This window comes from Saccharothrix sp. DSM 118769 (assembly GCF_052936295.1).
Window position 1 is genome coordinate 153,823 of sequence record NZ_CP193627.1, and the last position, 24,716, is coordinate 178,538.

Here is a 24,716-nt window from a genome sequence, read left to right on the forward strand (position 1 = left end):
GGTCAGACCCGCTTGCGGCGCGCGGCCCACAGGGCGCCGCCACCGCCGGCCAGCATGCTGCCGCCCAGGCCGATCAGGCCCAGCGCCGAGGCGCCGGTGTCGGCGAGCGGCGCGCTGTTCCTCGCGACCGGCACGACGGCGGGCGCGGTCGTGGTGGTCGTCGGGGCGGGCTCGGTCGTCGTCGGCCCGGTCGTGGGCCCGGTCGTCGGCTCCGGCGTGGTCGGCTCGGTGGTGGGCTCGGTCACCGGGGCCGCGACGGCGCTGAAGGACTGCGACATGGTGTTGTTCGCGAGGTCCGGGTCGGAGGCGCCGAACACGCCGTCCCACACCTCCAGCGTGATGTCGGCCGCGTCGACGGGCTGCTCGACGACCACGCGGGCGCCGAGGAACTCGATCAGGCCGGGGGAGCGGCGGTCGTGGAAGAAGCCGGTGACCTCGTTCGGCGCGTCCTCGGCCATGTAGACGGGCATGCCGCCCAGCCGCTCGACCTTCCGCAGGCCCGCCGGCAGCGTCAGCTTGCCGCCGAACTGGTCGTTGGCGTTGCCGTTGAAGTAGGTGCTGCCGACGATGTCGACCACGTCGCCGACCTGGTAGGTGTCCTTCGGCGCGCCGCCGCCCGCCGGGTGCACGATGATCTGCGACGTGCGGTAGTCGTTGCGGGCCAGGACCAGGCCGCTGTCGGCGTTCTGCTCGCCGGCGAGGAAGGTGGCCTGGCCGGTGGCCGCGTCGAAGTCCGAGCCGCCGGGCAGCCACCCCTTCATCGGGGACCGGCCGTGGCCGTCGAGCAGCGAGCGGTCCATCGAGCCGACCCGGTAGCTCAGCCCGGCCACCAGGCCGGTGAAGGTGTAGCGGCCGGTGGCGTCGGTCTGGACGGCGGTGTCGGAGTCGACCAGGTACATGGTGTGCCCCGCGAAGCCGGGCTCCCCGGCGTCCCGGACGCCGTCGCTGTCCTGGTCGAGCCAGGCGACGCCGGAGATGGTGGTGCCCGCGTCCTGCGCGGCCACCCCCTCCTCGGCGAACGCCGGGGTCGCCGCGAGGGCGAGCGGTGCGCTGACGGCGGCGACGACGGCGGTTCTGCGAGCGGTGGTCCAGATGTTCATGGTGGTGCTTCCCCCTGCGTTGTTCCCCTGCCGCGGAGTTCCTCCCCGCTGACAACACAAGAATGGCACCGCCTGCTCAAAAAAACCTCTGAGCCGGCTTTCAGTTTTCTTTGAGGAATGGGAAGCAACCCGCGTGGGGGGTCATGCGTCCTCTGGGGAATCAGATTACACGAAATGCGCCGCGACGACGTGCGCGAAGTTCACCACGAAGTCCCGGCCGTCCGCCGTCCGCACCGCGTGCGTGTGCCCGTTGCGCACGACCTGGACGAGCCTCGACCCCAGGTCGGCGACCTCGTCGTCCGGGACCTTGATCGAGATGGGGTTGGGGTTGGCGGCGAGGTGCAGCACCAGGGTCGCCGTCCTGCGCGCTTCCGACGAGTTCATGCGCCCAGTCCACCGGTGTCGTCACGGCGGGGCAAGACGGGTTCGCCGGCAGCGATTCCCCGGAAAGCGGAACCACTGCCGGCGACACCGGCGTCACTTGCGGAAGAAGCGTTCCCGCTGCCCGAGGCGGACCAGCTTGAGCCACTCGACGAACGCCTTCGGGTCGCGCCGCACGCCGAGGAAGTACAGCCCGAACCGGGCCAGCTCCAGCAGCCCCAGCTTGCGCATCCCCGGCTGGGAGAGCAGGTAGCCGCGGTTGCGGTAGGTGTAGTAACGCTTGACCGCGTTCTCCGGGTCCTGGGCGTGGAACCGGCCGCCCAGCATCGGCTTGAACTCGTCCGAGCCGTCCGGGTGCAGGTAGGCGACCTTCAGGCAGGTGCCGAAGGGCAGGCCGGTGCGCACCATCCGGCGGTGGATCTCCACCTCGTCGCCGCGGAAGAACAGCCGGTAGTCCGGCACGCCGATGACGTCGATCGTGGAGGCGCGGAACAGGGCGCCGTTGAACAGCGACGCGATGCCCGGCAGGAAGTCCGTGCCGAGGTCCTCGGTGCGGCGCTTCCAGGTCAGGCCGCGCCGCAGCGGGAACGCCAGCTTCTCCGGCCGGTCGATGTTCGACACGACCGGCGAGACCGCCGCCAGCTTCCGCTTCTCGGCCACGTCCAGCAGGACGGCCAGCACGGTCTCGTCCGCGGGGCGGCCGTCGTCGTCGGCGAGCCACAGCCAGTCGGCGCCCAGCGACAGCGCGTGCAGCATCCCGAGCGCGAACCCGCCGGCGCCGCCGAGGTTGCGGTGCGAGGCCAGGTACGTCGTCGGGATCGGGCACTGCGCGACGAGGTCGTCGACGGGCTGGTCCGGTCCGTTGTCCACGACCACCAGGTGGTCCAGCGGCCTGGTCTGCGACGCCAGCACCTTGAGCGAGTCGGCCAGCAGTTCACGCCGGTGGCGGGTCACGACGACCCCCACGACCGACCCCTTCGGCAGTGCGCTCACGGCCTACTCGCCACCGTTCCCGCTCAGGACCCGCGACTGGCCCACCCGGTCCAGGGTCTCCTGGCTCAGGTGCTCGTAGGGGTCGCGGCCCTTGTAGGCGGTCAGCACCTCGCGCAGACCGTCGTGCATCTTCACGCGGCCCTCGTCCATCCAGATCGCCGAGTCGCAGAACTCCACCAGGAACTCGTCCGAGTGGTTCGCGAACACCAGCAGGCCGGAGCGCTTGACCAGGTCCTTGAGCCGGTCGCGCGCCTTGGCCATGAACGCCGCGTCGACCGCGCCGATGCCCTCGTCGAGCAGCAGGATCTCCGGGTCGATCGAGGTCACCACGCCCAGCGCCAGCCGCACCCGCATACCCGTCGAGTAGGTGCGCAGCGGCATCTGGAGGTAGTCGCCCAGCTCGGTGAACTCGGCGATGTCGTCGACCCGCTTCTCCATCTCCCGCCGGCCCATGCCGAGGAAGAGGCCGCGGATCATGATGTTCTCGTACCCCGAGATCTCGGGGTCCATGCCGACGCCCAGGTCGAACACGGGCGCGACCTTGCCGACGATGCGCGAGCTGCCGCGCGTCGGCTCGTAGATGCCCGCCAGCAGCCGCAGCAGCGTGGACTTGCCCGCGCCGTTGTGGCCGACCAGGCCCACCCGGTCGCCGTGGCTGAGCGAGATGTTGATGTCGTGGAGCGCTTCGATTATCGGGACACGGCCCTCGGAGCCGATCTTGCCGCCGACCTTGCCCAGGGCGAGCTTCTTCAGCGACCTCGACTTGGCGTCGAAGATCGGGAAGTCGACCGAGGCGTTCCACACGTCGATGCTGACCATTGCTTACGGCCTCACTCAGACCCAGTAGGAGACGCGGGCACGGTAGTTGCGCAGCGCCAGGAGAGCCAGACCCCAGCCGACGACGGTGAAGCCACCGACGACGGCCCAGTGGTGCCAGCTCTGCTCGTGGCCGAGCAACGGGGCCCGGACGATCTCCAGGAAGTGGTAAAGGGGGTTCAGCTCGGCGATGAGGATGCGCCAGTCGCCGTTCGCGCCCACCTTGTTGAGCACCCCGGTGTGCCACACGATCGGCGTCATGAAGAACACCAGGTTGATGAAGCTGTGGACCACCGGCGGGATGTCGCGGAACCGCGTGCTGATGATGCCGAACAGCAGCGCGATCCAGACCGCGTTGACCGCGATCAGCAGGAACCCGGGGATGGCGAGCAGGATGCCCCAGCTGATGCCGGGGTGCATCTGCGGGTCGCCCTCCATGAAGTACGGGTGCGTCAGCTCCGGGAAGAAGATGACGAGCACGACCAGGTACACCACGAGGTTGTGGGCGAAGAACAGCACCTGGCGCCACACCAGGCGCAGCACGTGCACGCTGATCGGCGCCGGCAGGTGCTTGATCAGCCCCTCGTTCGCGATGAACACGTCCGTGCCCTCGGTCACGCACCCGACGATGAAGTTCCAGATCACGAAGCCGGCCGTCACGTACGGCAGGAAGGTGCTGATCTCCTGCCCGAACAGCGCCGAGTAGAGCAGGCCGAGCGCGAGCGCCGTGGTGCCCATCGAAATGGTGATCCACAGGGGCCCGATGACCGACCGGCGGTAGCGCTGCTTGATGTCCTGCCAGCCGAGGTGGCCCCACAGCTCGCGGTTGTTCCAACCCTCGCGCACGTCCGCGACCGCGCGGGCAAACGTGCGGGAGTTCGACGCGGGGGGCGCTGGGGGCCTTTCAGCCGTACTGGTGGGTTGCACGGGAGATGAGACTACCGGCGGCGTCTCGGCGGCTCGTCCCTGGTCGGTCACGGTGCGGTTACCGCCCCGTCGCCGGCTCGGGGACGTTCGTCACCCGGACGATCACCTGCTCGTGGTCGAACGTGTACCCCTCGTAGCGGAACTCGGTGCCGGTGCGCTCGACGTACTCCGTCCACGCCTTGTACTCGTGGTCGCGCCACCCCTGGTAGTTGAAGTACTCGTCGAACAGCACGACGCTGCCCGCGCGCAGCCGGGGGCCCACCAGGTCCAGGACGGTCTTCGTCGACGAGTACAGGTCGCAGTCGACGTGCAGGAACGCCACCTCGCCGGGGTGCTCGGCCAGGAAGCCCGGCAGGGTGTCGTCGAACCAGCCGGCGATCAGCTCGGCGCCCGGCACGTCCGGCAGCTCCTCGACGCCGAACGCGCCCGCGTCGAACCCGGTCCGCCACGCCTCGGGCAGCCCCACGAACGAGTCGAAGCCGTAGACGTCGTTGTCGGCGAGCGCCGAGGCGATGACCTTCAGCGTGGTGCCCGTGTAGACGCCGAACTCCAGCGCCATGCCCGGCCCCTCCGCCAGCGACACCGCGTGGGTCAGCGTCGCGTGCGGGTCGGGGAAGTGCGGTGCGGTCGGCATGCTCTCCAGGACGAACCCGGCGCTGTCCGCCGCCGCCTGCCGCTCGGCCGCGAACACCAGGTCGCGCCGCGCGCGGTGCTCGAAGCCCGCCGTGATCTCGGCCATCCGGTCGAAGCGCCGGTGGACGTCCTCGCGGAGCGCGCCCAGTTCGCCGCTGAGCGCGTCGAGCCTCCGGTTCTGCTCCTCGTGGTAGGGCGCGACGGCCTCGGCGACCGCGCGGAGGAGTTTGTCGCGGAGACCGCGCCTGACCCGGTCGGCCTGGAGGCTGCGGAGGACTCGGTCGAGCACCTGTACTGCTCCTCGGTGGTCAAGAGGGTGGTGGCTGTGGTGACCATCACCGTCCGGCACGGCGACCGGCTTGTAAAGCACCTGTTATCCGATCGCCGCGGACGGGGGTCCGGGCGATCCTGCCGCACCCGCCCCGCTCACAGGTACTGGCCCGTGCCCCGGATGTGCGGGCCCGCTTCGGCCTCCCCGGCGCCGGAACCGGCCGGCAGCGCCCGGCCGCGCATCTGCTCCAGCTGCACGCGCGCCGCCATCTGCTGGGCGAACAGGGCCGTCTGGATGCCGTGGAACAGGCCCTCCAACCAGCCCACCAGCTGCGCCTGCGCGATCCGCAGCTCGGCGTCCGAGGGCGTGCCCTCCTCCGTGAACGGCAGCGACAGCCGCTCCAGCTCGTCGCGCAGCTCCGGCGCCAGGCCGTCCTCCAGCTCGTCGATGGACCGCTTGTGGATCTCCTTCAGCCGGTTCCGGCTGGCCTCGTCCAGGGGGGCGGCGCGCACCTCCTCCAGCAGCTGCTTGATCATCGTGCCGATCCGCATGACCTTCGCCGGCTGCTCCACCAGGTCCGTCACGTCCTGGCCGCCCGGCTCGCCGCCGGCCGGCACGCGCGCGGCGCCCACCGGGGTGCCGTCCGGACCGACCACCACCACGTGCCGCTCGTTCTCCGCCTCGTTCATGCCCACCATCCTGGCCCGATCAGGTGGTCGCCGCCGAACCGGGTCGCGGATCGGGCACCGGACCCCCGGCCCCTGCTGTCGCGCCCGCAGGCGTCCTCCGTACGGTGTGCGGCATGGCGTTCGACGTCGCACGAGTCCGCGGCCTCTTCCCCGCGCTCGGCGACGGCTGGGTTCATCTGGACGCTCCTGCGGGGATGCAAGTACCCGAACAGGTGGCCACGGCCGTCTCCACCGCGCTGCGCGCACCCGTCTCCGGGCCGGGTGGCATATTCCCCGCCTCGCAACGCGCCGAGGCCATCGTCGACGCGGCCCGGCGGGCCGTGGCCGACCTGGTCGGCGCCGACCCGGCCGGCGTCGTCCTCGGACCCAGCTCCGCGGTGCTGCTCCAGCGGCTCGCCGAAGCCCTGTCCGACGGCTGGTTCCTCGGCGACGAGGTCGTCGTGTCCCGGCTGGACCACCCGACCAACATCAACCCGTGGCAGCGGGCCGCGCAGCGCACCGGCAGCGTCGTGCGCTGGGCCGAGGTCGACATCGAGACGTGCGAGCTGCCCGCCTGGCAGTACGACGACCTGGTCACGCCCCGGTGCAAGCTGGTCGCGGTGACCGCCGCGTCCGGGTCCGTCGGCACCCGGCCGGACCTGCGCAAGATCGCCGAGTCCGCCCGCCGCGCCGACGCCCTGGTCGTCGTCGACGCCTCCTCGGCCGCGCCGTTCGTGCCGCTCGACATCCGGTCGATGGGCGCCGACGTGGTCGCCGTGTCGGCCAACAACTGGGGCGGCCCGCCGGTCGGCGCCCTGGTGTTCCGCGACCCGTCGATGCTCGACCTGCTGCCGTCGGTCGCCGTCGAACCCGGCGCGCGCGGCCCCGAGCGGCTGGAGCTCGGCCCCCACGCCTACCCGCTGCTGGCGGGCCTCGTCGCCTCGGTGGAGTACCTGGCCGGGCTGGACGACGCGGCGGTGGGTCCCCGAAGGGAGCGCTTGCTCACGTCCCTGGGTTCGGTCAAGGCTTACCAGGCGGGTCTGCTGGCTAACCTCATCAACGAACTGCGGTCGCTCCGTCACGTCATGGTGATCGGGGACGCCATGCGGCGCGTGCCGGCGCTGGCGTTCACGGTGGCCGGGGTGAAGGCGACCGACGGCGTCGAGCACCTGTCCGAGCGAGGGGTCTGCGCGTTCGCGGACTCCGGGCAGCACGGCGTCTTCTCGGTGCTGGGGGTGGGCGAGGTCGGCGGGGCGATCCGCGTCGGGCTCGCGCACTACACGAACGCGGTCGAGGTGGACGAGCTCGTGCGGGCGGTCGCCGAGCTGGGGTGAGGTGGAGGCCGGGCTTGGACGACCTGCTGTCGCGCGAACTGGCCGACGTAGCCGCACTCCACCGCCTGGCCCCGCTGATGTCGGAGTACCTGCCGAACACCGCGCACGAGCTGCGCCCCGCCGCCCTGGCCGCCGTCGTCGACGAGGTCCTCCTCGGCTCGCGCACGGTCCTCGTCGAGTGCGGCAGCGGCGCGTCGTCGGTCGTCCTGGCCCGCCTCCTGGCGCGGCGCGGCTTCGGCCACCTGCTGTCGGTGGAGCACGACGAGCGCACCGCCGCGTTCGTGGCCAGCCAGCTCCGCCGGGAGGGCCTGGGCCACGTGGCGCGCGTCGTCCACGCCCCGCTGGCCCCGCACCCGGCGGCGCTCGGCAGCGCCCACTGGTACGACCCGCAGCTGGTGCACGACGAGGTGTCGTACTACGTGGAGCGCTACGGCCTCGTCGACCTGCTGCTGGTGGACGGCCCCCTGCTCGGCGACGCCCGCTACCCGGCCCTCCCGGTCTTCCGGGGCGTGCTGGCGCCGGGCGCGGCGGTCCTGGTGGACGACGCCGAGCGCCCGGGCGAGCAGACCGTGCTGGTCAGGTGGGCGGAGGAGTTCTCCCTGCGCTTCCGCCCCACCCCCCGCACCTCCCTGGCCACCGCCACCGCCCTGAACTGACCGCGCCCCCGACGCCCCCGCGAGTCCTGCGTTCGCGTCCCGCGAGTCCTGCGCTCCCGCCCCGCGAGTCATGCGTTCGCGACCCGCGAGTCCTGCGTTCGCGACCCGCGAGTCCGACGCTCATGACCGGCGAGTCCTGCGTTCGCGACCCTCGGGTCAGACCTCCAGCACCACCTTGCCGAACACCTCGCCGTCCTCCAGCGCACGGTGCGCGTCCGCCGCCCGCTCGATCGGCAGCACGCGGTCCACCACCGGCTTCACCCGGCCGTCCGCGATCATCGGCCACAGGTGCTCCCGCACCTCGGCCACGATCCGCCCCTTGCCGTTGCGCCCCTCCACCGGCCGGAACCGCAGGCCCGTCCCGCTGATCGACCCGCGCTTCGCCAGCAGCTTGCCGATGTTCAGCTCGCCCTTCACGCCGCCCTGCATGCCGATCACCACCAGGTGCCCGTCCGGCGCGAGCACGTCGACGTTGCGCCCCAGGTACGCGGCGCCCATGTTGTCCAGCACCACGTCCGCCGCGCCGACCACCTCGACGAAGTCCTGCTCGCGGTAGTTCACCAGCACGTCCGCGCCCAGCTCCGCGCACCGCGCCAACCTGGCCGACGACCCCGCCGTCACCGCGACCCGCGCGCCCAGCGCCTTGGCCACCTGGATCGCGTGCGTGCCGATCCCGCCCGCGCCGCCGTGCACCAGGAACGTCCCGCCCGCCTCCAGGCCGCCCAGCATCACGACGTTCGACCACACCGTGCACGCCACCTCGGGCAGCGACGCGGCCGTGACGAGGTCGACGCCGCCGGGCACCGGCAGAAGCTGCGCGGCCGGCACGACGACCCGCTCCGCGTACCCGCCGCCGGCGAGCAGCGCGCACACCTCGTCGCCGACGGCCCACCCCCCGACGCCCTCGCCGACCGCCTCCACCGTGCCCGAGCACTCCAGCCCGAGCACGTCCGACGTGCCCTTCGGCGGTGGGTAGTGGCCCTGCCGCTGGAGCAGGTCGGCCCGGTTCACGGCGGTCGCCGCCACCCGGAGCAAGACCTCGCCGGGACCGGGTTCGGGGTCCCGAACCTCTCCCCACACGAGCACGTCGGGGCCGCCGGGTTCACGAATGGTGATCGCGCGCATGCCGCCGACGTTAATCCGGTCGCGCCGCACCCGCGAGATCGTCACCATCCACGGGCATGGACCACTGGCCCTTCGCGGACCTGGTACTCCGCACGCCGCGCCTCGAACTGCGGCCCGACGACGACGCCGGCCTGCGCGAACTGGTCGACGCGACCCTGCGCGGCATCCACCCGCCGGGTTACATGCCGTTCGGCGTGGGCTGGACCGACGCGCCCCGGGAACGGCTGGGGATCGCCACGCTCCAGCACTACTGGGGCGCGCGGGCGAGGCTGTCCGCCGCGAGCTGGACGCTGAACTTCCTGGTGCGGCTGGACGGCCGGGTCATCGGCACGCAGGGCCTGGGCGCCGACGACTTCGCCGTGCTGCGCGAGGTGACCAGCGGGTCGTGGCTGGAGATGGCGCACCAGGGCAGGGGGTACGGCACCGAGATGCGCGCGGCCGTGCTGCTGTTCGCCTTCGACCACCTCGGCGCGCTGGTCGCTCGGTCGAGCGCGTTCGACGACAACCTGCGGTCGCACGGCGTGAGCCGCCGGCTCGGGTACCGCCCGGACGGCACGTTCCGGCAGGTGCGCCGGGGCGAAGCGGCCCGGCAGACCCGGCTGGTGGTGACGGCCGAGGAGTTCCGCCGACCCGACTGGCGGCTCGACGTGAAAGGCGTCACGCCGTGCTTGCCCCTGCTCACAGGGCGAGAACCCGTCGATTGACGGATTGCTTTCACGGGGTTGCTTTGTGAGGGTTCGGCAACCGAGTGAAGGGGAACTCGATCATGTCAGGTAGAACCGGGATCCGACGGGCGGCCGTGCTGGCCGCGTCCGCGTCCCTCGCACTGGTCGCCGTGCCGACCGCGGGTGCGGCACCGTCCGGGCTCGACGGGCCCCAGTTGGCCAAGAAGCTCACCAAGAACGTCACGCTGGAAGGGGTCAACCGCCACCTGATCGCGTTCCAGCGCATCGCCGACCGCAACGACGGCAACCGCGCGGCCGGCACGCCCGGCTACGACGCGAGCGTCGACTACGTCGCGGGCAAGCTGCGCGGCGCCGGCTTCGACGTGTCCACGCCGGAGTTCACCTACCCGGTGCAGATCACCGACGCGGCCGTGGCCAAGGTCGGCACCACGACGTACGAGAACATCCCGCTGGAGTTCTCGCCGCAGACGCCCGCGGGCGGCGTCACCGGCCCGCTGCGCGTCGTCCCCGAGGACGGCACCCCGGGCTGCGAGGCGACCGACTTCGCGGGCCAGGACTTCACCGGCTCGATCGCCCTGATCCGCCGCGGCGCGTGCACGTTCGACATCAAGCACCGCAACGCCGCCGCCGCGGGCGCCATCGCCGTGGTCATCGCCAACAACGTGCCGGACGCCAAGCTGTCCGGCGTGACGCTCGGCGCGCCCGGCGTCGTGCCGACCGGCGGCGTGACCCAGGCCGACGGCACCGCCCTCGCGGGCCGCGCCGGCCAGCCGGTGACGGTCGACCTCCGGTACCACGAGGAGGACCGGATCTCGCGCAACGTCATCGCGCAGACCAAGACCGGCCGCAAGGACAACGTCGTGTTCGCCGGCGCCCACCTCGACAGCGTCGAGAACGGCGCGGGCATCAACGACAACGGCACCGGCTCGGCCGGTCTGCTGGAGACCGCGCTCCAGCTCGGCGGCAAGCCGAAGGTGGAGAACGCGGTGCGCTTCGGCTGGTGGGGCGCGGAGGAGCTGGGCCTCGTCGGCTCGACGGAGTACGTGCGGTCGCTGTCGTTCGAGCAGCAGCTGGACATCGCGCTGTACCTGAACTTCGACATGATCGGCTCGCCGAACGCGGGCTACTTCGTCTACGACGGCGACGACTCCGACGCCGTCGGCGCCGGTGCGGGTCCGTACGGCTCCGGGCAGATCGAGCAGGCGTTCGTCGACTACCTGGAGACCGAGAAGAAGATCGCCACCGAGGGCACCGACTTCACGGGCCGCTCGGACTACGGCGAGTTCATCGCGAACGGCATCCCCGCCGGCGGCCTGTTCACCGGTGCCGAGGTCCTCAAGACCGAGGCCCAGGTGGCGAAGTGGGGCGGCACCGCCGGTGTCGCGTACGACCCGAACTACCACGGTCCGGGCGACAACCTCGGCAACGTGGACCGCAAGGCCCTCGACCGGAACTCCGACGCCCTCGCCTGGGTCACCGCGTCGTACGCCATCAGCACGGAGGACGTGAACGGCGTCCCGTCACGCGCCAAGCGCGCCGACGTCCGCGCGGCGGCCAAGACGCGCGCCCTGCACGTCGAGCACCACACGCACGCCGAAACCGCCTGACCCTAGGGGTTTCACCACGAGGGCCGGTCCTCCTCCGAGAGGGCCGGCCCTCGCCGCGCGCCGGGCGTCCTCGAACACCGGGCCGGCCTGGTTCTTCGTCATCGCGAGGACCCGGGTGTGCGGCAGTGCAGGCCCACGACGAACGGACCCGCTCACGCACCCACTACCGCGAGAGGGGGCGCGGCCGGTCCCGGGAGACCCGCCGCACCCCCTCCGACCTGCGGAAGCGGAGGGATTTGAACCCCCGGACGGTTGCCCGTCTCCCGCTTTCAAGGCGGGTGCATTCGGCCGCTCTGCCACGCTTCCCGGTGTGCCGCAGCAGGCTACCCGTCCACCGACCTCAGGTGCGTGATGACCCGGTCGAAGACCTTCGCCACCACCTCCTGGTCCGCCCTCGGCAGCAGGTCGATCATGTGCGTCCGCACGCCCTCGACGTGGGTGGGCGCGGCGCGCTCCAGCAGGGCCATGCCCTGGTCGGTCAGCTCGGCGAACACGCCCCGACCGTCTTCCGGGCACTCGCGCCGCCGCAGGAGGCCGTCCCGCTCCATCCTCGCGACCTGGTGGGAGACGCGGCTCTTGGACGACGCCACGTCATCCGCCAGCTGCGACATCCGCATCCGCTTGCGGGGGCGTTCGGACAGGCGCACCAGGACCTCGTAGTCGGCCAGCGAGAGCCCGTGGCGGTCCTGGAGTTCGCGGTGCAGGCGGTCGGCGAGCATGGCCGCCCCCACCACGTAGTTGCGCCACGCGCGCATCTCCCCGTCATCCAACCAACGCGGTTCGTGATCGGTCACCCCACCAGGCTATGCCGCGCACATCTCCGTTAACGGACGATCCACCCGGACGTCTGGTGCACGCCGCTTCCGGGAGGCAAACTCCTCCGCCGTAGTGCGCCCTCCTACCGGGGCGCAGCCAGGGAGGACCCCCACATGACCCCGTCGAGTCGCACCGCACGCCGCACGGTCGCGCTCGCGGTGACCGCCGCCGCCGCACTGGCGGTCACCGTCGCGCAATCCCCCGCACAGGCCGACAACAAGCCGTCACGCACGGTGGACGTCCGGCTGATCGGCATCAACGACCTGCACGGCAACATCGAGCCCCCGACCGGCTCGTCGGGCCGGGTCACGCTGTCGGACGGCACCGTGGTCGAGGCCGGTGGCGCCGCGTACAACGCGACGCACATCAAGAAGCTCCAGGCCGAGGTGAAGAACTCGGTCATCGTCGGCCAGGGCGACCTGATCGGCGCCTCGCCGATCGTGTCGGCGCTGTTCCACGACGAGCCGACGATCCAGGTCCTCAACCAGGTCGGCATGGACACCACCGCCGCCGGCAACCACGAGTTCGACGAGGGCTACCGGGAACTGCTGCGCGTGCAGAAGGGCGGGTGCCACCCCGTCGACGGCTGCCAGTTCACCGACACCTACAAGGGCGCGGACTTCCCGATCCTCGGCGCCAACGTCACGCTCGCCAAGAACGGCCTGCCGGCCCTGCCGCCGTTCTGGGTCGAGTTCCGCGACGGCGTCCCGATCGGCTTCATCGGCATGCCGCTGAAGGACGTGCCGATCCTGGTCGACCCGAACGGCATCAAGGAGCTGCAGTTCGGCGACGAGGTCGCCGCCGCCAACCGGTACGCGGACCTGCTGAACTGGCTCGGCGTGAAGTCGATCGTGCTGCTGATCCACCAGGGCGACAGCACGAGCGGCGGCGGCCCGGACGACTGCCGCACGGTCGAGGGCGGCCCCGGCCGCTCGATCGCCGAGCGGGTCAGCCCGAAGATCGACGCGATCTTCTCCGGCCACAGCCACCAGCACTACAACTGCACGGTCACCGACCCGGCCGGCAACCCGCGCCCGTTCATCGAGGGCCTGGCGTTCGGCCGCGAGCTGTCCGTCGTCGACCTGAAGATCGACAAGCGGACCCGCGAGGTCGTGCGGAGCGCCACGGTGGCGCGCAACAGGGTCGTCACCAAGGACGTCACCCCGGACCCGGAGATCCAGTCGATCATCGACCTGGCCAAGTCGAAGTCCGGCCCGATCGCGAACCGCCCGGTGGGCACGATCGCGGCGGACGTCCCGCGCGCGCAGAACCCGGCGGGCGAGTCGCCGCTGGGCAACCTGATCGCGGACTCGCAGCTCGCCGCGACGCGGGGCAACGGCGCGGTCCTCGCGCTGATGAACCCGGGTGGCGTGCGCGCCGACCTGACGTACGCCTCCTCGCCCGCGGGCGAGGGCAACGGCGTCGTCACCTACGGCGAGGCGTTCACCGTGCAGCCGTTCGGCAACATCCTCCAGACGGTCACGCTGACCGGTGTGCAGGTCAAGGCCGCGCTGGAGCAGCAGTGGCAGGTCGTCAACGGCGCGACGCGGCAGATCGTGCTCCAGCCGTCGAAGGGCCTGACCTACTCCTGGTCGGCGTCCGCCCCGATCGGCTCGAAGGTGTCGAACGTCGTGCTCAACGGCGCGCCGCTCGACCCGGCCGCGAGCTACCGAGTGACGATCAACAGCTTCCTCCAGGGCGGCGGTGACGGCTTCAGCGCCTTCACCGGCGGCACCGCGATCACCGGTGGCGGCATCGACCTGGACGCGTTCGCGGCCTACCTGACCGCGAACCAGGGCACCGTCCCGCCGGCGCTGGACCGCATCACCACCACGCCGTGACGACGCGCGCGGTGGGCGTCCCGGACGTGAAGGGGCGCCCACCGCGCGAGCACCCGCCACCCGGGCACCCGCCGTACGAACACCCACGGTGAATTCCGTTTCACCAGTTCAGGGCGTTGCCGAGGGGTTGCGGCCGGGGCCGATCAAGCGCATGCTCGGAACAGGACCTGCCACCGGCGGACACCTCAGCAGCACCGCCGGCGGCACGCCCGGAAGGGGTAGGTGGTGCGGTGCAGACAAGTCCTCGCAGTGACGATCCGCGCACGACCGCGACCCCGCGGGCGGAACGGGCCAGACCGTCCCGCACGTGACCACAGCGGTCGACGAGGGTCCGGGCACGCGCTGCCGCAGGCAGCCTCGACGTGCTTGACGCTGTTGACCCGGGTTGTCCAGGCGCAGTCTCCACCGTCGGCGCCGACCGAGGTCCACGCCACCTCGTCACCAGCGGTTTCGTCGCTTCCACTAGTGGGAAAACCCGGGTGCGGTGCCCCGACGTCGGGCCCCGCACCCGGGGCCTGCTGTTGTGCGGCTCCAGTGGGCCCCCCTTGGTTGGAGGACGCGGTGCAGTTCAACGAGGACGCCGAGCTCGACACGTCACAGGTCAACGACCAGCGCGGCGTCGGTGGACGCGTCGCCCTGGGCGGCGGTGGCCTGGGCATCGTGGGCCTGATCCTGTACTTCGTGCTCTCGCAGCTCGGCGGTGGCGGCGGCATCCCGCTGCCCTCCGGTTCCGGGTTCGGCGACGTCGGCCAGGACCAGCAGGTCGGGTCCGAGGCCATCAAGGAGAAGTGCAAGACCGGCGCGGACGCCAACCGCGAGGCGGACTGCCGGGCGGTCGCCTTCATCAACTCGATCCAGGGCTACTGGACCGACCAGTTCGCGCGGTCCGGCCGCACCTACCAGCAGGCGCAGACCAACTTCTTCTCCGGCGGCGTGCAGACCCGCTGCGGCAACGCGACGTCGGCCACCGGGCCGTTCTACTGCCCGGCCGACGCCCAGGTCTACATCGACCTGACCTTCTACCAGGAGCTCCGGCAGAAGTTCGGCGCCGAGGGCGGCCCGTTCGTCGAGGCGTACATCCTGGCCCACGAGTACGGCCACCACGTGCAGAACATGCTCGGCACGTCCGACCGCGTCGGCCAGGAGTCCGGCCCGACGTCGGGTTCGGTGCGGCTGGAACTCCAGGCCGACTGCTACGCGGGCGCCTGGGCGAACCACGCGCAGTCCGTGCCCACGGCCTCCGGCAAGCCGCTGATCAGCGGCATCACCCAGGACGACGTGAACGCGGCGCTGGACGCGGCGGCGCGCATCGGCGACGACTACATCCAGAGCGAGCTGGGCGGCGGCCGGGTCGACACGACCCAGTTCACGCACGGCTCGTCGGCGCAGCGCCAGAAGTGGTACACGACCGGCTACGAGAGCGGCGACCCGGCGCGCTGCGACACGTTCGGCACCGACAACCTGGGCTGACCCGGCACCGACGACCCGGGCCGACCCGGCGGCGCTCACCCCGGGCCGATCCGCCTACCCCTCGGTCAGCACCTTCGAGCAGCGGGCGAGGAGCGCGCGCAGCGTGGCGCGCTCCTCCTCGGTGAACTCGTCGGCGAGCCGCCGCTCGATCGCCGACGCGCGCTCGTCCGCGACCTCGAACGCCCGCCGGCCGGCCTCGGTCAGGCGGGTCTCCAGCACGTTGCGGTGCACCTCGTGCGGCACGCGGGCGATCAGCTCCGCCGACTCCAGGTTGCGCAGGACCGTGGTCATCGTCTGCGGCGTCACGCGGCAGCGGCGGGCCAGCTCCGCGGCGGACACGCCGGGGTGGTCGGTCAGCACCAGCAGCGCCGCGTACTGCGCCGCGGTCAGGCCCGCGGGCCGCACGGCCTGCTGCTTGAGCAGCATCAGCTCGTGCTCGACCCGCTTCACGTCGCCGCCCAGGCGCTCCTCCAACGGCATGCCCATGCGCCGATCGTAAAGCGCGTTGACGAGTATCAGAGGTCTGATCTAACTTCGTGCACGTACTCATACACGTGAACGGAGCACCATGCGTCTCCTGATTTCCTCCCTGCTCGTGCTGGTCGCGCTCGCGGCACCCGTGCGGGCGCACCCGTCACCGGACGTCGTCACCGGCCGCTCGGCCGCGCTGCACCCCGAGGGCATCGCCTGGGACCCGCTGCGGCACGCGTTCCTGCTCGGCTCGACCCATCGGGGCACCGTCGAGGTCGTCGGGCGCGGCACCACCCGCACCCTGGTGAGCGACCCCCGCATGGTGTCCGCGTTCGGCGTCCACGTCGCCGGCGGTCGCCTCTACGTCGCCCACGCGGACATCGGCCTGGGCGCGCGCTCCACGCCGGCCACCACCTACCGGTCGTCCGGCCTCGGCGTGTTCGACCTCGCCACGGGCCGCCCGCTGCACGTCGTCGACCTCGCCATCGGCCCCGGCCGGCACAGCGCCAACGACGTCGCCGTCGACCCGGCCGGCACCGCCTACGTGACCGACCCGTCGTCCGACGCGCTGTACGCGGTGGACCGCCGGGGCCGGGCGCGCGTCCTCGTCCGCGACCCGAGGTTCGGCAGCGGCACCATCGGCCTCAACGGCATCGCCTGGCACCCGGCGGGTTTCCTGCTGACCGTCCGCTACGACACCGGCGCCCTGTTCGCGGTGTCCCGCGCCGGGCTGGTCACCGAGGTGGCCACCGACCGCGCGCTGGTCGGCGGCGACGGCATCGCGCTCCGCCCGGACGGCTCGCTCGTCGTCGTCACCAACGCGCTGGCCGCGCCGGGCGAGGCGGCGGTCACCGTGCTGCGGTCCGCCGACGGCTGGCGCACCGCCCGCACGACCGCGCGCACCGCGCCGTGGCCGGACGACGAACCCACGACGGTCACCCGTTCCCCGCACGGCGAGTACGTCGTGGACGGAGACCTCGGACCGCTGGTCACCGGCACCGGGCTGTCCGACGCGCACGTGCTGAGGAGGTTCCGCGACACCCCCGCCCGGTGAGCGGTCCGCGGCCGGGGCCGACGACCCGCGGGGACGGCCGAGGGGGCCGGGCCGGTGTCGGGATTCCCACACCGCGCCCCGCCCGACGCGGTGTTAGCGTCCGCTGACGACCGCGAGAGCAGGGGAGAGTGGGCTTGTGACGACGCTGGAGGCGATCCTCGTCGTCCTGGCCGGGGTCTTCGCCGGCGGCATCAACACCGTGGTCGGGTCCGGCACCCTCGTCACGTTCCCGGTCCTGCTCGCCGTCGGCTACCCGCCCGTCGTGGCGAACGTCTCCAACAGCCTCGGCCTCGTGCCCGGCTCGCTCAGCGGCGCGTGGGGCTACCGGCGCGAGCTGGTCGGCCAGGCCGGCCGGGTCAAGCGGCTGCTGCCCGCGTCGGTCCTCGGCGCGGTCGTCGGGGCCGTGCTGCTGGTGGTGCTGCCCGAGGACGCGTTCTCCGCGATCGTCCCGGTGCTGATCGCCGTCGCCCTCGTGCTGGTGATCGCCCAGCCGTGGCTCAACCGCAAGCTCGCCGAGCGCGAGCGCCAGGAGCACGGCGGCGTCGCCCTGTGGGTCGGCGTGTTCCTCGCGGGCATCTACGGCGGCTACTTCGGCGCCGCCCAGGGCGTGCTGGTGATGGGCCTGATGGGCGTGCTGATGAGCGAGCACATCCAGCGGATGAACGCCCTGAAGAACGTGCTGACCGCGTTCGTGAACCTCGTCGCGGGCATCCTGTTCATCTTCATCGCCGACGTGGCGTGGCTCGCCGTGCTGCTGCTCGCCCTCGGCTCGGTCGTCGGCGGCCAGATCGGCGCCAAGGTCGGCCGCCGACTCCCACCAGCCGCGCTGCGCGCGGTGATCGTGGTGGTGGGAGTCGTGGCCATCGTGCAGATCCTGGCGCGCTAGCCCGCGAACGAGCGCGCCGCCGCGAGGAACGCGTCGTTCTCCGCGGGCTCGCCGACCGTCACCCGCGCGCCGTCGCCCGCGAACGCCCGCACCACCACCTTGTGCCCGAGGCAGTGCTCGTTGAACGCCTCCGTGCGCTCGCCCAGCGGCAACCACACGAAGTTCGCCTGCGACTCGGGCACCTCGAACCCGGCGGCCACCAGCGCGTCGCGCACCCGCGCCCGCTCCGCCACGACCGCCCGGCAGCGCTCCATCAGCTCGTCCTCGGCGTCCAGCGACGCGAGCGCCGCCACCTGCGCCAGCGCGTTCACGCTGAACGGCACGTAGACCTTGCGCAGCGTGTCGGCCACCGCGGGCGAGGCCACCGCGTACCCGACGCGCAGCCCGGCCAGGCCGTACGCCTTGGAGAAGGTGCGCAGCACGGCCACGTTGTCCCGGCCCGCCGCCCACATCCGCTTGGCCAGCTCCACGCCGTCCGGCACGTCCGCGCGGTCGACGAACTCCTTGTACGCCTCGTCGAGCACCACCAGCACGTCCGACGGCACCCGCTCGACGAACCGCTCGATCTCCGCCTCGGTCAGCGCGGTGCCGGTCGGGTTGTTCGGGTTGCACACGAACACCAGCCGCGTGGCCGGGGTGATCGCGTCGGCCATCGCGTCCAGGTCCAGCCCGTGGCCCGCGGTCAGCGGCACCCTGGTCTGCTTCGCGCCCACGACCGCGGTGACGAGGGGGTAGGCCTCGAACGAGCGCCAGGCGAACACCACCTCGTCGGCCTCGGTGCAGGTGGCCTGCACGAGCTGCTGGCACAGCGTGACGGAGCCGCAGCCCACCGCCACCCGGTCGACGGGCACGCCCAGCTTGCCCGCCAGGCGCGCCACGAGGTCGGTGGCGGCGGTGTCGGGGTAGCGGTTCACGGCGGTGGCCGCGTCCGCGATCGCCCGCACCACGCTGGGCAGCGGTCCGGCCGACACCTCGTTGCTGGCCAGCTTGATCGCGCCGGGGATGGTTTTGCCGGGGACGTAGCTGGGCAAGGACACGAGGTCGGCACGGGTTCGCACGGTCATCCAAGGGCTCCCTTCGGGGTTCTGCCGCACGGTAACCCCTGTTGGGGCCCGATGGGCACACCCGCCGTCCGGCAGCTCACGTTGACTGGCGTTCACCCCCACGTGGAAGGGTTGCCGCATGACACCTACCCGCACCGAGACGATCTCCCTCACCGACGGCCGCGAGCTGACGCTGACCGTCGCCGAGCCGGAGAACGCCGTCCGCGGCGGCCTCGTCGTGCTGCACGAGGCACGCGGCGTGACCGACACCGTCCGGGGTCTGGTGGGCACGCTGGCCGAGGAGGGGTGGCTGGCGGTCGCGCCGCACCTCTACGACGAGGTGTCCGGCGACGAGGCCCCGGCCAAGGTCAGCGGCCTGTCGGGCGAGGACGTGCTGGCGGACACCGACGTCGCGTTCGTCTGGCTGGGGCAACGCGGCGTGAGCCCGGACCGCATGGGTGTCATGGGCTTCGACCTGGGCGGATCGGTCGCGATGGTCGTTGCGGGAAGCCGAACCATCGGCGCGGCGGTCACCGTGGGTGGCGGCGGCATCCTCGAACCGCTCTCGGCCGGCCTCCCGTCGCTGGTGGAGGTCGCGGAGGAGCTGACGTGCCCCTGGCTGGGCCTCTACGGCGACGACGACGCCGAGATCCCGGTCAGCGACGTGGACAAGCTGCGCGACGCGGCGGCGGCGGCGCCGGTGGCCACCGACGTCGTCCGGTTCGCCCGCACCAGCCACCGCTTCGACACCACGCCCGAGGCGAGCGCGGAGGCGTGGCAGCGGGCGTTGAACTGGTTCGACTCGCACCTGCGTTAAGGGTCTTGTCGGAGGCTTGGAACCGAACGGCCTTCCCGGTACATCTAAGGGGAGCGTCCGGAACGCCTGATTCGGTCGCCGGTGGCTAACGCGCGGTACGGCTGCGGCGAATCGCAGTGCAGGGGGTAGTTGATGAGCGACGGGAACACGGTCAACCTGACGGCGGGTGCACCGACGGTGCAGGTCCCGCCGGGTTTCACGCCGTCCGCGGTACCACTACCCGCGCCGGTCGCACCACCCGCGCCGGCCGCCCCGGTCGCCGACCCCGGCGCGACCGTGACGCTGCCCGCGCCCGTGACGCTGCCGGCGACCGCCGGACCGGTGGCCGCGCCGGTGGTCGCGGAGAGCTTCGCGAAGGCCGCGCAGACCGACCTCGACAAGGCCAACGTCGCGCTCGACGCGGTGGACAAGGGCGCCGTCCAGCTCGACCTGGACAAGCAGGGCGTCGACGACCTGCTCAAGCTGATCTCGCAGGCGCGCGGCCTGGTCGACACCGTGCACAGCAGGGCGGTCAACAACCTCGACGTCGAGCTGAAGTTCGGCAACAACTGGGTGAGCGACGCGATCAGCAGGCGGCTCCGCGAGGTCGCGGTGGGCAACGAGGAGTCGGCGGTCAACGTGATCGGCGACTTCATGCAGGTCCTCTTCGAGGTCGAGGAGACCATCCGCGAGGCCGCGCGCAACCTGGAGGAGGCCGACGACGAGGCGGCGGACGCCTTCGGTGCCGCGGGGGAGGCTAAGGGCTGATGGGCGACAACAAGCACGGCGGTCACGGCGGCGGTCACCACGGTGGCGGCAACGGCGGCCACGGCGGTGGTGGCCACAACGGCAACCACAACGGCAACCACAACGGCGGCCACGGCCAGGGGCACGGCGGCGGTGGTCACGGTGGTGGTCACCACGGCGGTCACGGCGGTGGCGGCCACGAGGGCGGTCGCGAGAAGCCGACCGACCTCGGCCAGAAGGTCGACTGGATGACCTACAGCCACCAGCAGCTGTGGGAGATGGTCAACACCGGCGTCGACCTCAAGGCCGCGGGCAGCGCCCAGGCCGACTGGGCGACCGTCGGCAAGGCGCTCGGCGAGGTGCAGGAGCTGCTGGCCCTGGCCATCAGCCGGTCCGCCCAGGCGTGGGAGGGCGGCACGGCCGACCGCGCCCGCGAGGCGCTGGAGTCGGTCGAGAAGTGGGCGCTGAACACCAGCGAGCACGCCGACAACGTGGCCAAGTGCATCGCCACCGAGATCGAGCACGTGCAGACGGCGCGCGAGATGATGCCGCCGCCCGCGCCCGCCCCGCCGGCCGTCACGCCGGTCGAGGGCGCGACCGGGACCCCCGTCGCGACCCCGGTGGCCACCCCGACCCCCGTCGCCACGACGCGCTCGCCGTTCGTCAACGAGGTCGCCGCGCCGGTGGGCCACGACGCGCTGACGCCCACCGAGCGGGGCATCGGCACCCCGCGCCTCGGCGGTCAGCACGGGACCGGCGCGTTCGTCGGCATCGACACCATCGCCGCGCCCGCGGTCGACTCGGTCGTCGCCGCCGACGCGGGCCACCGGCAGGCCGCCGAGGTCATGGCGCTGTTCCAGCAGAACTCCTACGCGGTCGACCGGACCGTGCCCTCGTTCGCGCCGCCGGTCAACCCCGTCGCGCCGCCCCCGCCGCCGCCCGTGGTGGTGACCGGCGGTCCGGTCACCGCCCCGTCCGCGCAGGACGGCGTCGCCACCGGCGGTCCCGTCGCGGTCAACAACCAGCAGCAGCACCAGCAGCAGGGCAACCAGCAGCGCCCCGGCGGCGGGCAGCAGGCGTTCGGCCGCGGCGGGTTCGCGGGCGCGCGCGGCGGCTACGGCGGCGGGCGCGGCGGCGGGCCGGTCCCCGTCGGCCCGGTCGGCGGTGGCGGCGGCGGCGCGGGCAGCCCGCTCAGCGCGCCCGGCACCACCAGCGGCACCCTCGGCGGTGACCGCGGCTCCGGCTCCGGCACCCCCGGCAGCGTGACCAGCACGTTCCAGGCGCCGAAGTCCGTCACGCCGCAGGCGGGCATGATCGGCGCGGCACCCATGGCGGCCCCGCCGCCCGTCGCCGGTGGTGGCGTCGGCGGTGAGCGCGACCACAACCGCCCGAACTACCTGGAGGACGACGAGAACGTGTTCGGGCTGGACAACAAGGCAGCACCCCCGGTGATCGGCCTGTGACCGAGCGCATCTTCCGGCTCAGCGAAGTGGAGTTCTTCCTGCTCTGGCAGGCCGTCCACCGCGACGCCCACCCGGTACCGCTCGGCACCAGGCACTTCGGGCACACCCAGGCCGAGCGCGCCCGCCTGGTCGAGTCGGCGTCCCGCGACCTCGCGTCGCGGGGCTACGGCACCGTCCAGCGGCCCGACGAGGAGCTGTACGGGTACCTGCGCGGCCTCGCCGAGTTCGAGGTCGGCCTGGAGGTCTTCTTCACCCTGCGCGGCGCCCGGGCGCGCGGCCTGGCCACCGCCGCGTGGCACGGCGCGTTCGCGGGCCGGCTCGGCGACCAGGTGCAGGTGACCGGCTTCCGGCCCACCGCCCTCGCCGCCACCACGGTCAACACCCTGCCGCCCGCGCCGCCCGGCACCGGCCGGTCCGTCAACGTGCGCTGGGACGACTACCTGGCCGCGGGCCGGGCGGGCGAGTCCGACGGCAGCGAGGGGTTCCTCGACGTGCTGCGCGGCGTCGGCCTGCGCGAGCCGGAGGCGAACACCCTGATGCGCGCCGTGGTCTCGCGCAGCGGCGGCGGGCAGGTCGGCGTCATCGCCCGCAACCGCGCCGGCTACCTGCACCCGACGGGCGCGGTCGTGTCCTGGTTGGACAGCCGCGAGGGCCGCTACCTGGTGCGGCGGGACGACGCGTGGCTGGTCGTGGCCCCCACCGACGCGCCCCGGCTGATCTCCGCGGTCGAGGGACTGGTGGCGAGCGCCGGCCGGGCGTGACCCGGTGTGTGGATGACGACTGTGGTTCCGCGCCGCTCCATCGGCTAGGAACTCAGGTATGACCGAGATGCGTGCCGGCACCGCCGCCGGCGAGGCGGAAGTCCTGTGGCGCCCGGACCCCGACCGGGTCGCGGGCAGCCGGATGGCCGCGTTCCGCTCCTGGCTGTCCATCGACAAGGGCCTGGAGTTCCCCGACTACCCGTCGCTGTGGGCGTGGTCCACCTCCGACCTGGAGGGCTTCTGGGGCGCCGTCGCCGAGTTCACCGGGGTGACGTTCCACGACGCGCCCACGCGGGTCCTGGAGGCCCCCGTGATGCCCGGGGCGTCCTGGTTCCCCGGCGCCACGCTGAACTACGCCGAGCACGCCCTCAAGGGCCCGGACGACGCCCTCGCGGTGCTGTTCGAGCGCGAGGACGGGCTCTCGTCCCGGCTGACGTACGGCGAGCTGCGCGCCCGCGTGGCCGCCGCCCGCGCCGGGTTCGAGTCGCTCGGCGTCGGCGCGGGCGACCGCGTCGTCGCCCTCGTGCCGAACTCGCCGGAGGCCCTCGTCGCCTTCCTGGCCGCCGCGTCCCTCGGCGCCACCTGGTCCTCGTGCTCGCCGGACTTCGGCGCGCGGGCGGTCGTGGACCGGTTCGCCCAGGTCGAGCCCAAGGTGCTCGTGGCCGTCGACGGCTACCGGTACAACGGGCGCGCGTTCGACGTGCGGCCCACCGTGGAGCGGCTGCGCGCGGAGATCCCGTCCCTGGCCGCCACCGTGCTGGTCGACTACGTCGGCGGCGGCACCCTGCCCGGCGTCGTGGCCTGGGACTCCCTGCTGGCGACGTTCGCCGACGCGCCCCTCGCCTTCACCCCGGTCCCGTTCGACCACCCCCTCTGGGTGCTGTACTCGTCCGGCACCACCGGCCTGCCGAAGGGCATCGTGCAGGGCCACGGCGGCATCGTCGTGGAGCACCTGAAGATGCTGGCGCTGCACAGCGACCTCGGTCCCGGCGACCGGTTCCTCTGGTTCACCACCACCGGCTGGATGATGTGGAACTTCCTCGTCTCCGGCCTGCTCGTCGGGTCCACCGTCGTCCTGTTCGACGGCAGCCCCGCGCACCCGGACCTCGACGTGCTGTGGGACCTGGCCGAGCGGCACCGGGTGACCTACTTCGGCACCTCCGCCCCGTACGTCCAGTCGTGCCTCAAGGAAGAGCTGGAGCCCGCCGCCCGCCACGACCTGTCGGCGCTCCGCGTCGTCGGCTCCACCGGCGCGCCCCTCACCCCCGAGGGCTTCCGCTGGATCGCGTCGGCCGTCGGCCCCGACGTGCAGATCGCCTCGGTGTCCGGCGGCACCGACCTGTGCACCGCCTTCGTCGCCGCCGCCCCCGACCTGCCCGTCTGGCTGGGCGAGCTGTCGTGCCGCGCCCTGGGCGCCGCCGTCGCGTCCTACTCCGAGTCCGGCGCCCCCGTGGTCGACGAGGTGGGCGAACTCGTCATCACCGCGCCCATGCCGTCCATGCCGGTCTTCTTCTGGGGCGACGAGGACGGCTCGAAGCTGCACGACGCCTACTTCTCGACGTTCGACGGCGTGTGGCGGCACGGCGACTGGATCAGGATCACCCCGCGCGGCTCGGCCGTCATCTACGGCCGCAGCGACTCCACCCTCAACCGGGGCGGGGTCCGCATGGGCACCAGCGAGTTCTACCGGGTCGTCGAGGGCGTCGAGGGCATCGCCGACTCGCTCGTGATCGACACCTCCGGCGCCGGCCGGGCGGACGGCGAGCTCCTCTGCTTCCTGGTCCTGGAGGACGGCGTCGACCTGGCCGACGTCGAACCCGCCCTGCGCCGCGACCTGCGCGCCAACCTGTCCCCGCGCCACGTGCCGAACCGCTTCGTCACCGTCGACGAGGTGCCGAGGACGCTCAACGGCAAGAAGTGCGAGGTGCCGGTCAAGAAGATCCTCGCGGGCACCCCGCCCGAACGCGCCGTGAGCCTCGACGCCCTGCGCAACCCGGCGTCCCTGGACCCATTCCTGACCATGGCGCGAGACGAACGTCACGATCTTCCCCGCTGACCACCCCAACAGCGCCCCCCGCCGCCCGTCGCACGTGCCGTGACCAGCACGTATGCCGCAAGGAGGGGGGCGTTTTGCTATCCGCCGGAAGACCTGTGTAATCTATGCGTCGTAG

The 24,716-nt window shown here is 72.5% G+C and carries 24 protein-coding genes and 1 tRNA gene; 13 read left to right on the forward strand and 12 right to left on the reverse strand.

Going from position 1 to position 24,716, the window contains the following annotated elements; all coding sequences use genetic code 11:
* Positions 1 to 2: 2 nt before the first annotated feature.
* The 7 genes from ACRAKJ_RS00745 to ACRAKJ_RS00775 all read right to left on the reverse strand — a co-directional run bounded on the left by ACRAKJ_RS00745 (position 3) and on the right by ACRAKJ_RS00775 (position 5,810).
* Complete coding sequence (locus ACRAKJ_RS00745) at positions 3 to 1,100, reverse strand: SdrD B-like domain-containing protein (protein WP_438922462.1); 1,098 nt, start codon at positions 1,098 to 1,100, stop codon at positions 3 to 5.
* Between the two features lie 165 nt (positions 1,101 to 1,265).
* Complete coding sequence (locus tag ACRAKJ_RS00750) at positions 1,266 to 1,484, reverse strand: hypothetical protein (protein WP_438922461.1); 219 nt, start codon at positions 1,482 to 1,484, stop codon at positions 1,266 to 1,268.
* Positions 1,485 to 1,577: 93 nt separating this feature from the next.
* The gene (gene glfT1, locus ACRAKJ_RS00755; protein ID WP_438922460.1) at positions 1,578 to 2,474 is read right to left on the reverse strand and encodes a galactofuranosyltransferase GlfT1; all 897 of its coding nucleotides are present in this window, start codon (positions 2,472 to 2,474) and stop codon (positions 1,578 to 1,580) included.
* 3 nt (positions 2,475 to 2,477) lie between these two features.
* Complete coding sequence (gene wzt / locus ACRAKJ_RS00760) at positions 2,478 to 3,293, reverse strand: galactan export ABC transporter ATP-binding subunit Wzt/RfbE (protein ID WP_438922459.1); 816 nt, start codon at positions 3,291 to 3,293, stop codon at positions 2,478 to 2,480.
* 15 nt (positions 3,294 to 3,308) lie between these two features.
* Positions 3,309 to 4,217, reverse strand: a complete 909-nt coding sequence (gene wzm, locus ACRAKJ_RS00765) for a galactan export ABC transporter permease subunit Wzm/RfbD (RefSeq protein WP_438922458.1) — start codon at positions 4,215 to 4,217, stop codon at positions 3,309 to 3,311.
* Positions 4,218 to 4,275: 58 nt separating this feature from the next.
* Positions 4,276 to 5,139: a class I SAM-dependent methyltransferase gene (locus ACRAKJ_RS00770; RefSeq protein WP_438922457.1), complete on the reverse strand. Its 864-nt coding sequence runs from the start codon at positions 5,137 to 5,139 to the stop codon at positions 4,276 to 4,278.
* Positions 5,140 to 5,276: 137 nt separating this feature from the next.
* A complete protein-coding gene (locus tag ACRAKJ_RS00775; RefSeq protein WP_438922456.1) occupies positions 5,277 to 5,810 on the reverse strand; it encodes a bacterial proteasome activator family protein in 534 nt (177 codons plus the stop codon).
* Positions 5,811 to 5,923: 113 nt separating this feature from the next.
* Between ACRAKJ_RS00775 and ACRAKJ_RS00780 the strand changes: the two genes are divergently transcribed.
* Together ACRAKJ_RS00780 and ACRAKJ_RS00785 are read left to right on the forward strand one after the other, a co-directional pair.
* On the forward strand, positions 5,924 to 7,123 hold the full coding sequence (locus ACRAKJ_RS00780) for a cysteine desulfurase-like protein (RefSeq protein ID WP_438922455.1): 1,200 nt from the start codon (positions 5,924 to 5,926) through the stop codon (positions 7,121 to 7,123).
* Positions 7,124 to 7,137: 14 nt separating this feature from the next.
* A complete protein-coding gene (locus ACRAKJ_RS00785) occupies positions 7,138 to 7,779 on the forward strand; it encodes a class I SAM-dependent methyltransferase (RefSeq protein WP_438922454.1) in 642 nt (213 codons plus the stop codon).
* Between the two features lie 156 nt (positions 7,780 to 7,935).
* Here ACRAKJ_RS00785 and ACRAKJ_RS00790 read toward each other — a convergent pair whose 3' ends face one another.
* The gene (locus ACRAKJ_RS00790; protein WP_438922453.1) at positions 7,936 to 8,904 is read right to left on the reverse strand and encodes a zinc-binding dehydrogenase; all 969 of its coding nucleotides are present in this window, start codon (positions 8,902 to 8,904) and stop codon (positions 7,936 to 7,938) included.
* Between the two features lie 56 nt (positions 8,905 to 8,960).
* Here ACRAKJ_RS00790 and ACRAKJ_RS00795 point away from each other — a divergent pair, with 56 nt between their 5' ends.
* Together ACRAKJ_RS00795 and ACRAKJ_RS00800 are read left to right on the forward strand one after the other, a co-directional pair.
* On the forward strand, positions 8,961 to 9,608 hold the full coding sequence (locus ACRAKJ_RS00795) for a GNAT family N-acetyltransferase (protein ID WP_438922452.1): 648 nt from the start codon (positions 8,961 to 8,963) through the stop codon (positions 9,606 to 9,608).
* Between the two features lie 62 nt (positions 9,609 to 9,670).
* On the forward strand, positions 9,671 to 11,197 hold the full coding sequence (locus ACRAKJ_RS00800) for a M28 family peptidase (protein WP_438922451.1): 1,527 nt from the start codon (positions 9,671 to 9,673) through the stop codon (positions 11,195 to 11,197).
* Between the two features lie 221 nt (positions 11,198 to 11,418).
* Here ACRAKJ_RS00800 and ACRAKJ_RS00805 read toward each other — a convergent pair.
* Positions 11,419 to 11,503 (reverse strand) — tRNA-Ser (locus ACRAKJ_RS00805).
* Positions 11,504 to 11,520: 17 nt separating this feature from the next.
* On the reverse strand, positions 11,521 to 11,991 hold the full coding sequence (locus tag ACRAKJ_RS00810; RefSeq protein ID WP_438922450.1) for a MarR family transcriptional regulator: 471 nt from the start codon (positions 11,989 to 11,991) through the stop codon (positions 11,521 to 11,523).
* A 135-nt stretch (positions 11,992 to 12,126) separates the two neighbouring features.
* On the opposite strand from ACRAKJ_RS00810, the gene ACRAKJ_RS00815 reads away from it, so the two are divergent.
* Positions 12,127 to 13,854: a 5'-nucleotidase C-terminal domain-containing protein gene (locus tag ACRAKJ_RS00815; RefSeq protein ID WP_438922449.1), complete on the forward strand. Its 1,728-nt coding sequence runs from the start codon at positions 12,127 to 12,129 to the stop codon at positions 13,852 to 13,854.
* A 561-nt stretch (positions 13,855 to 14,415) separates the two neighbouring features.
* The gene (gene ypfJ / locus ACRAKJ_RS00820; protein WP_438922448.1) at positions 14,416 to 15,324 is read left to right on the forward strand and encodes a KPN_02809 family neutral zinc metallopeptidase; all 909 of its coding nucleotides are present in this window, start codon (positions 14,416 to 14,418) and stop codon (positions 15,322 to 15,324) included.
* Positions 15,325 to 15,378: 54 nt separating this feature from the next.
* On the opposite strand, the gene ACRAKJ_RS00825 is transcribed toward ypfJ, so the two are convergent.
* Positions 15,379 to 15,810, reverse strand: a complete 432-nt coding sequence (locus tag ACRAKJ_RS00825) for a MarR family transcriptional regulator (protein ID WP_438922447.1) — start codon at positions 15,808 to 15,810, stop codon at positions 15,379 to 15,381.
* Positions 15,811 to 15,892: 82 nt separating this feature from the next.
* Here ACRAKJ_RS00825 and ACRAKJ_RS00830 point away from each other — a divergent pair, with 82 nt between their 5' ends.
* Both ACRAKJ_RS00830 and ACRAKJ_RS00835 read left to right on the forward strand, forming a co-directional pair.
* Positions 15,893 to 16,849 carry a hypothetical protein gene (locus ACRAKJ_RS00830; RefSeq protein WP_438922446.1) on the forward strand — a complete coding sequence of 319 codons (957 nt, stop codon included), beginning with the start codon at positions 15,893 to 15,895 and terminating at the stop codon, positions 16,847 to 16,849.
* A gap of 136 nt (positions 16,850 to 16,985) precedes the next feature.
* Positions 16,986 to 17,735 (forward strand): TSUP family transporter, encoded by a 750-nt coding sequence (locus ACRAKJ_RS00835; protein WP_438922445.1) that lies wholly within the window; start codon positions 16,986 to 16,988, stop codon positions 17,733 to 17,735.
* Here the strand turns inward: ACRAKJ_RS00835 and hisC are convergent.
* Entirely contained in the window at positions 17,732 to 18,799 is a 1,068-nt protein-coding gene (hisC, locus tag ACRAKJ_RS00840; protein WP_438922444.1) for a histidinol-phosphate transaminase, read from the reverse strand. The genes ACRAKJ_RS00835 and hisC overlap by 4 nt on opposite strands.
* A gap of 118 nt (positions 18,800 to 18,917) precedes the next feature.
* Here hisC and ACRAKJ_RS00845 point away from each other — a divergent pair, with 118 nt between their 5' ends.
* The 5 genes from ACRAKJ_RS00845 to ACRAKJ_RS00865 all read left to right on the forward strand — a co-directional run bounded on the left by ACRAKJ_RS00845 (position 18,918) and on the right by ACRAKJ_RS00865 (position 24,601).
* Positions 18,918 to 19,595: a dienelactone hydrolase family protein gene (locus tag ACRAKJ_RS00845; RefSeq protein ID WP_438922443.1), complete on the forward strand. Its 678-nt coding sequence runs from the start codon at positions 18,918 to 18,920 to the stop codon at positions 19,593 to 19,595.
* A gap of 132 nt (positions 19,596 to 19,727) precedes the next feature.
* Positions 19,728 to 20,342, forward strand: a complete 615-nt coding sequence (locus ACRAKJ_RS00850; RefSeq protein WP_438922442.1) for a hypothetical protein — start codon at positions 19,728 to 19,730, stop codon at positions 20,340 to 20,342.
* On the forward strand, positions 20,342 to 21,784 hold the full coding sequence (locus ACRAKJ_RS00855; RefSeq protein ID WP_438922441.1) for a hypothetical protein: 1,443 nt from the start codon (positions 20,342 to 20,344) through the stop codon (positions 21,782 to 21,784). Before ACRAKJ_RS00850 ends, ACRAKJ_RS00855 begins: the two co-directional genes overlap by 1 nt.
* The gene (locus tag ACRAKJ_RS00860; RefSeq protein WP_438922440.1) at positions 21,781 to 22,545 is read left to right on the forward strand and encodes an ESX secretion-associated protein EspG; all 765 of its coding nucleotides are present in this window, start codon (positions 21,781 to 21,783) and stop codon (positions 22,543 to 22,545) included. The genes ACRAKJ_RS00855 and ACRAKJ_RS00860 overlap by 4 nt, the downstream gene beginning before the upstream one ends.
* Positions 22,546 to 22,603: 58 nt before the next feature.
* A complete protein-coding gene (locus ACRAKJ_RS00865) occupies positions 22,604 to 24,601 on the forward strand; it encodes an acetoacetate--CoA ligase (protein WP_438922439.1) in 1,998 nt (665 codons plus the stop codon).
* Positions 24,602 to 24,716: the final 115 nt, after the last annotated feature.

Excerpts from the sequence above, each read along its gene's own strand:
- ACRAKJ_RS00745 (WP_438922462.1), bottom strand. The coding sequence starts at position 1,100 with ATGAACATCTGGACCACCGCTCGCAGAACCGCCGTCGTCGCCGCCGTC.
- ACRAKJ_RS00750 (WP_438922461.1), bottom strand. The coding sequence starts at position 1,484 with ATGAACTCGTCGGAAGCGCGCAGGACGGCGACCCTGGTGCTGCACCTC.
- wzt (WP_438922459.1), bottom strand. The coding sequence starts at position 3,293 with ATGGTCAGCATCGACGTGTGGAACGCCTCGGTCGACTTCCCGATCTTC.
- ACRAKJ_RS00775 (WP_438922456.1), bottom strand. The coding sequence starts at position 5,810 with ATGAACGAGGCGGAGAACGAGCGGCACGTGGTGGTGGTCGGTCCGGAC.
- ACRAKJ_RS00780 (WP_438922455.1), top strand. The coding sequence starts at position 5,924 with ATGGCGTTCGACGTCGCACGAGTCCGCGGCCTCTTCCCCGCGCTCGGC.
- ACRAKJ_RS00790 (WP_438922453.1), bottom strand. The coding sequence starts at position 8,904 with ATGCGCGCGATCACCATTCGTGAACCCGGCGGCCCCGACGTGCTCGTG.
- ACRAKJ_RS00795 (WP_438922452.1), top strand. The coding sequence starts at position 8,961 with ATGGACCACTGGCCCTTCGCGGACCTGGTACTCCGCACGCCGCGCCTC.
- ACRAKJ_RS00800 (WP_438922451.1), top strand. The coding sequence starts at position 9,671 with ATGTCAGGTAGAACCGGGATCCGACGGGCGGCCGTGCTGGCCGCGTCC.
- ACRAKJ_RS00815 (WP_438922449.1), top strand. The coding sequence starts at position 12,127 with ATGACCCCGTCGAGTCGCACCGCACGCCGCACGGTCGCGCTCGCGGTG.
- ACRAKJ_RS00825 (WP_438922447.1), bottom strand. The coding sequence starts at position 15,810 with ATGGGCATGCCGTTGGAGGAGCGCCTGGGCGGCGACGTGAAGCGGGTC.
- ACRAKJ_RS00830 (WP_438922446.1), top strand. The coding sequence starts at position 15,893 with ATGCGTCTCCTGATTTCCTCCCTGCTCGTGCTGGTCGCGCTCGCGGCA.
- hisC (WP_438922444.1), bottom strand. The coding sequence starts at position 18,799 with ATGACCGTGCGAACCCGTGCCGACCTCGTGTCCTTGCCCAGCTACGTC.
- ACRAKJ_RS00845 (WP_438922443.1), top strand. The coding sequence starts at position 18,918 with ATGACACCTACCCGCACCGAGACGATCTCCCTCACCGACGGCCGCGAG.
- ACRAKJ_RS00850 (WP_438922442.1), top strand. The coding sequence starts at position 19,728 with ATGAGCGACGGGAACACGGTCAACCTGACGGCGGGTGCACCGACGGTG.
- ACRAKJ_RS00855 (WP_438922441.1), top strand. The coding sequence starts at position 20,342 with ATGGGCGACAACAAGCACGGCGGTCACGGCGGCGGTCACCACGGTGGC.
- ACRAKJ_RS00865 (WP_438922439.1), top strand. The coding sequence starts at position 22,604 with ATGACCGAGATGCGTGCCGGCACCGCCGCCGGCGAGGCGGAAGTCCTG.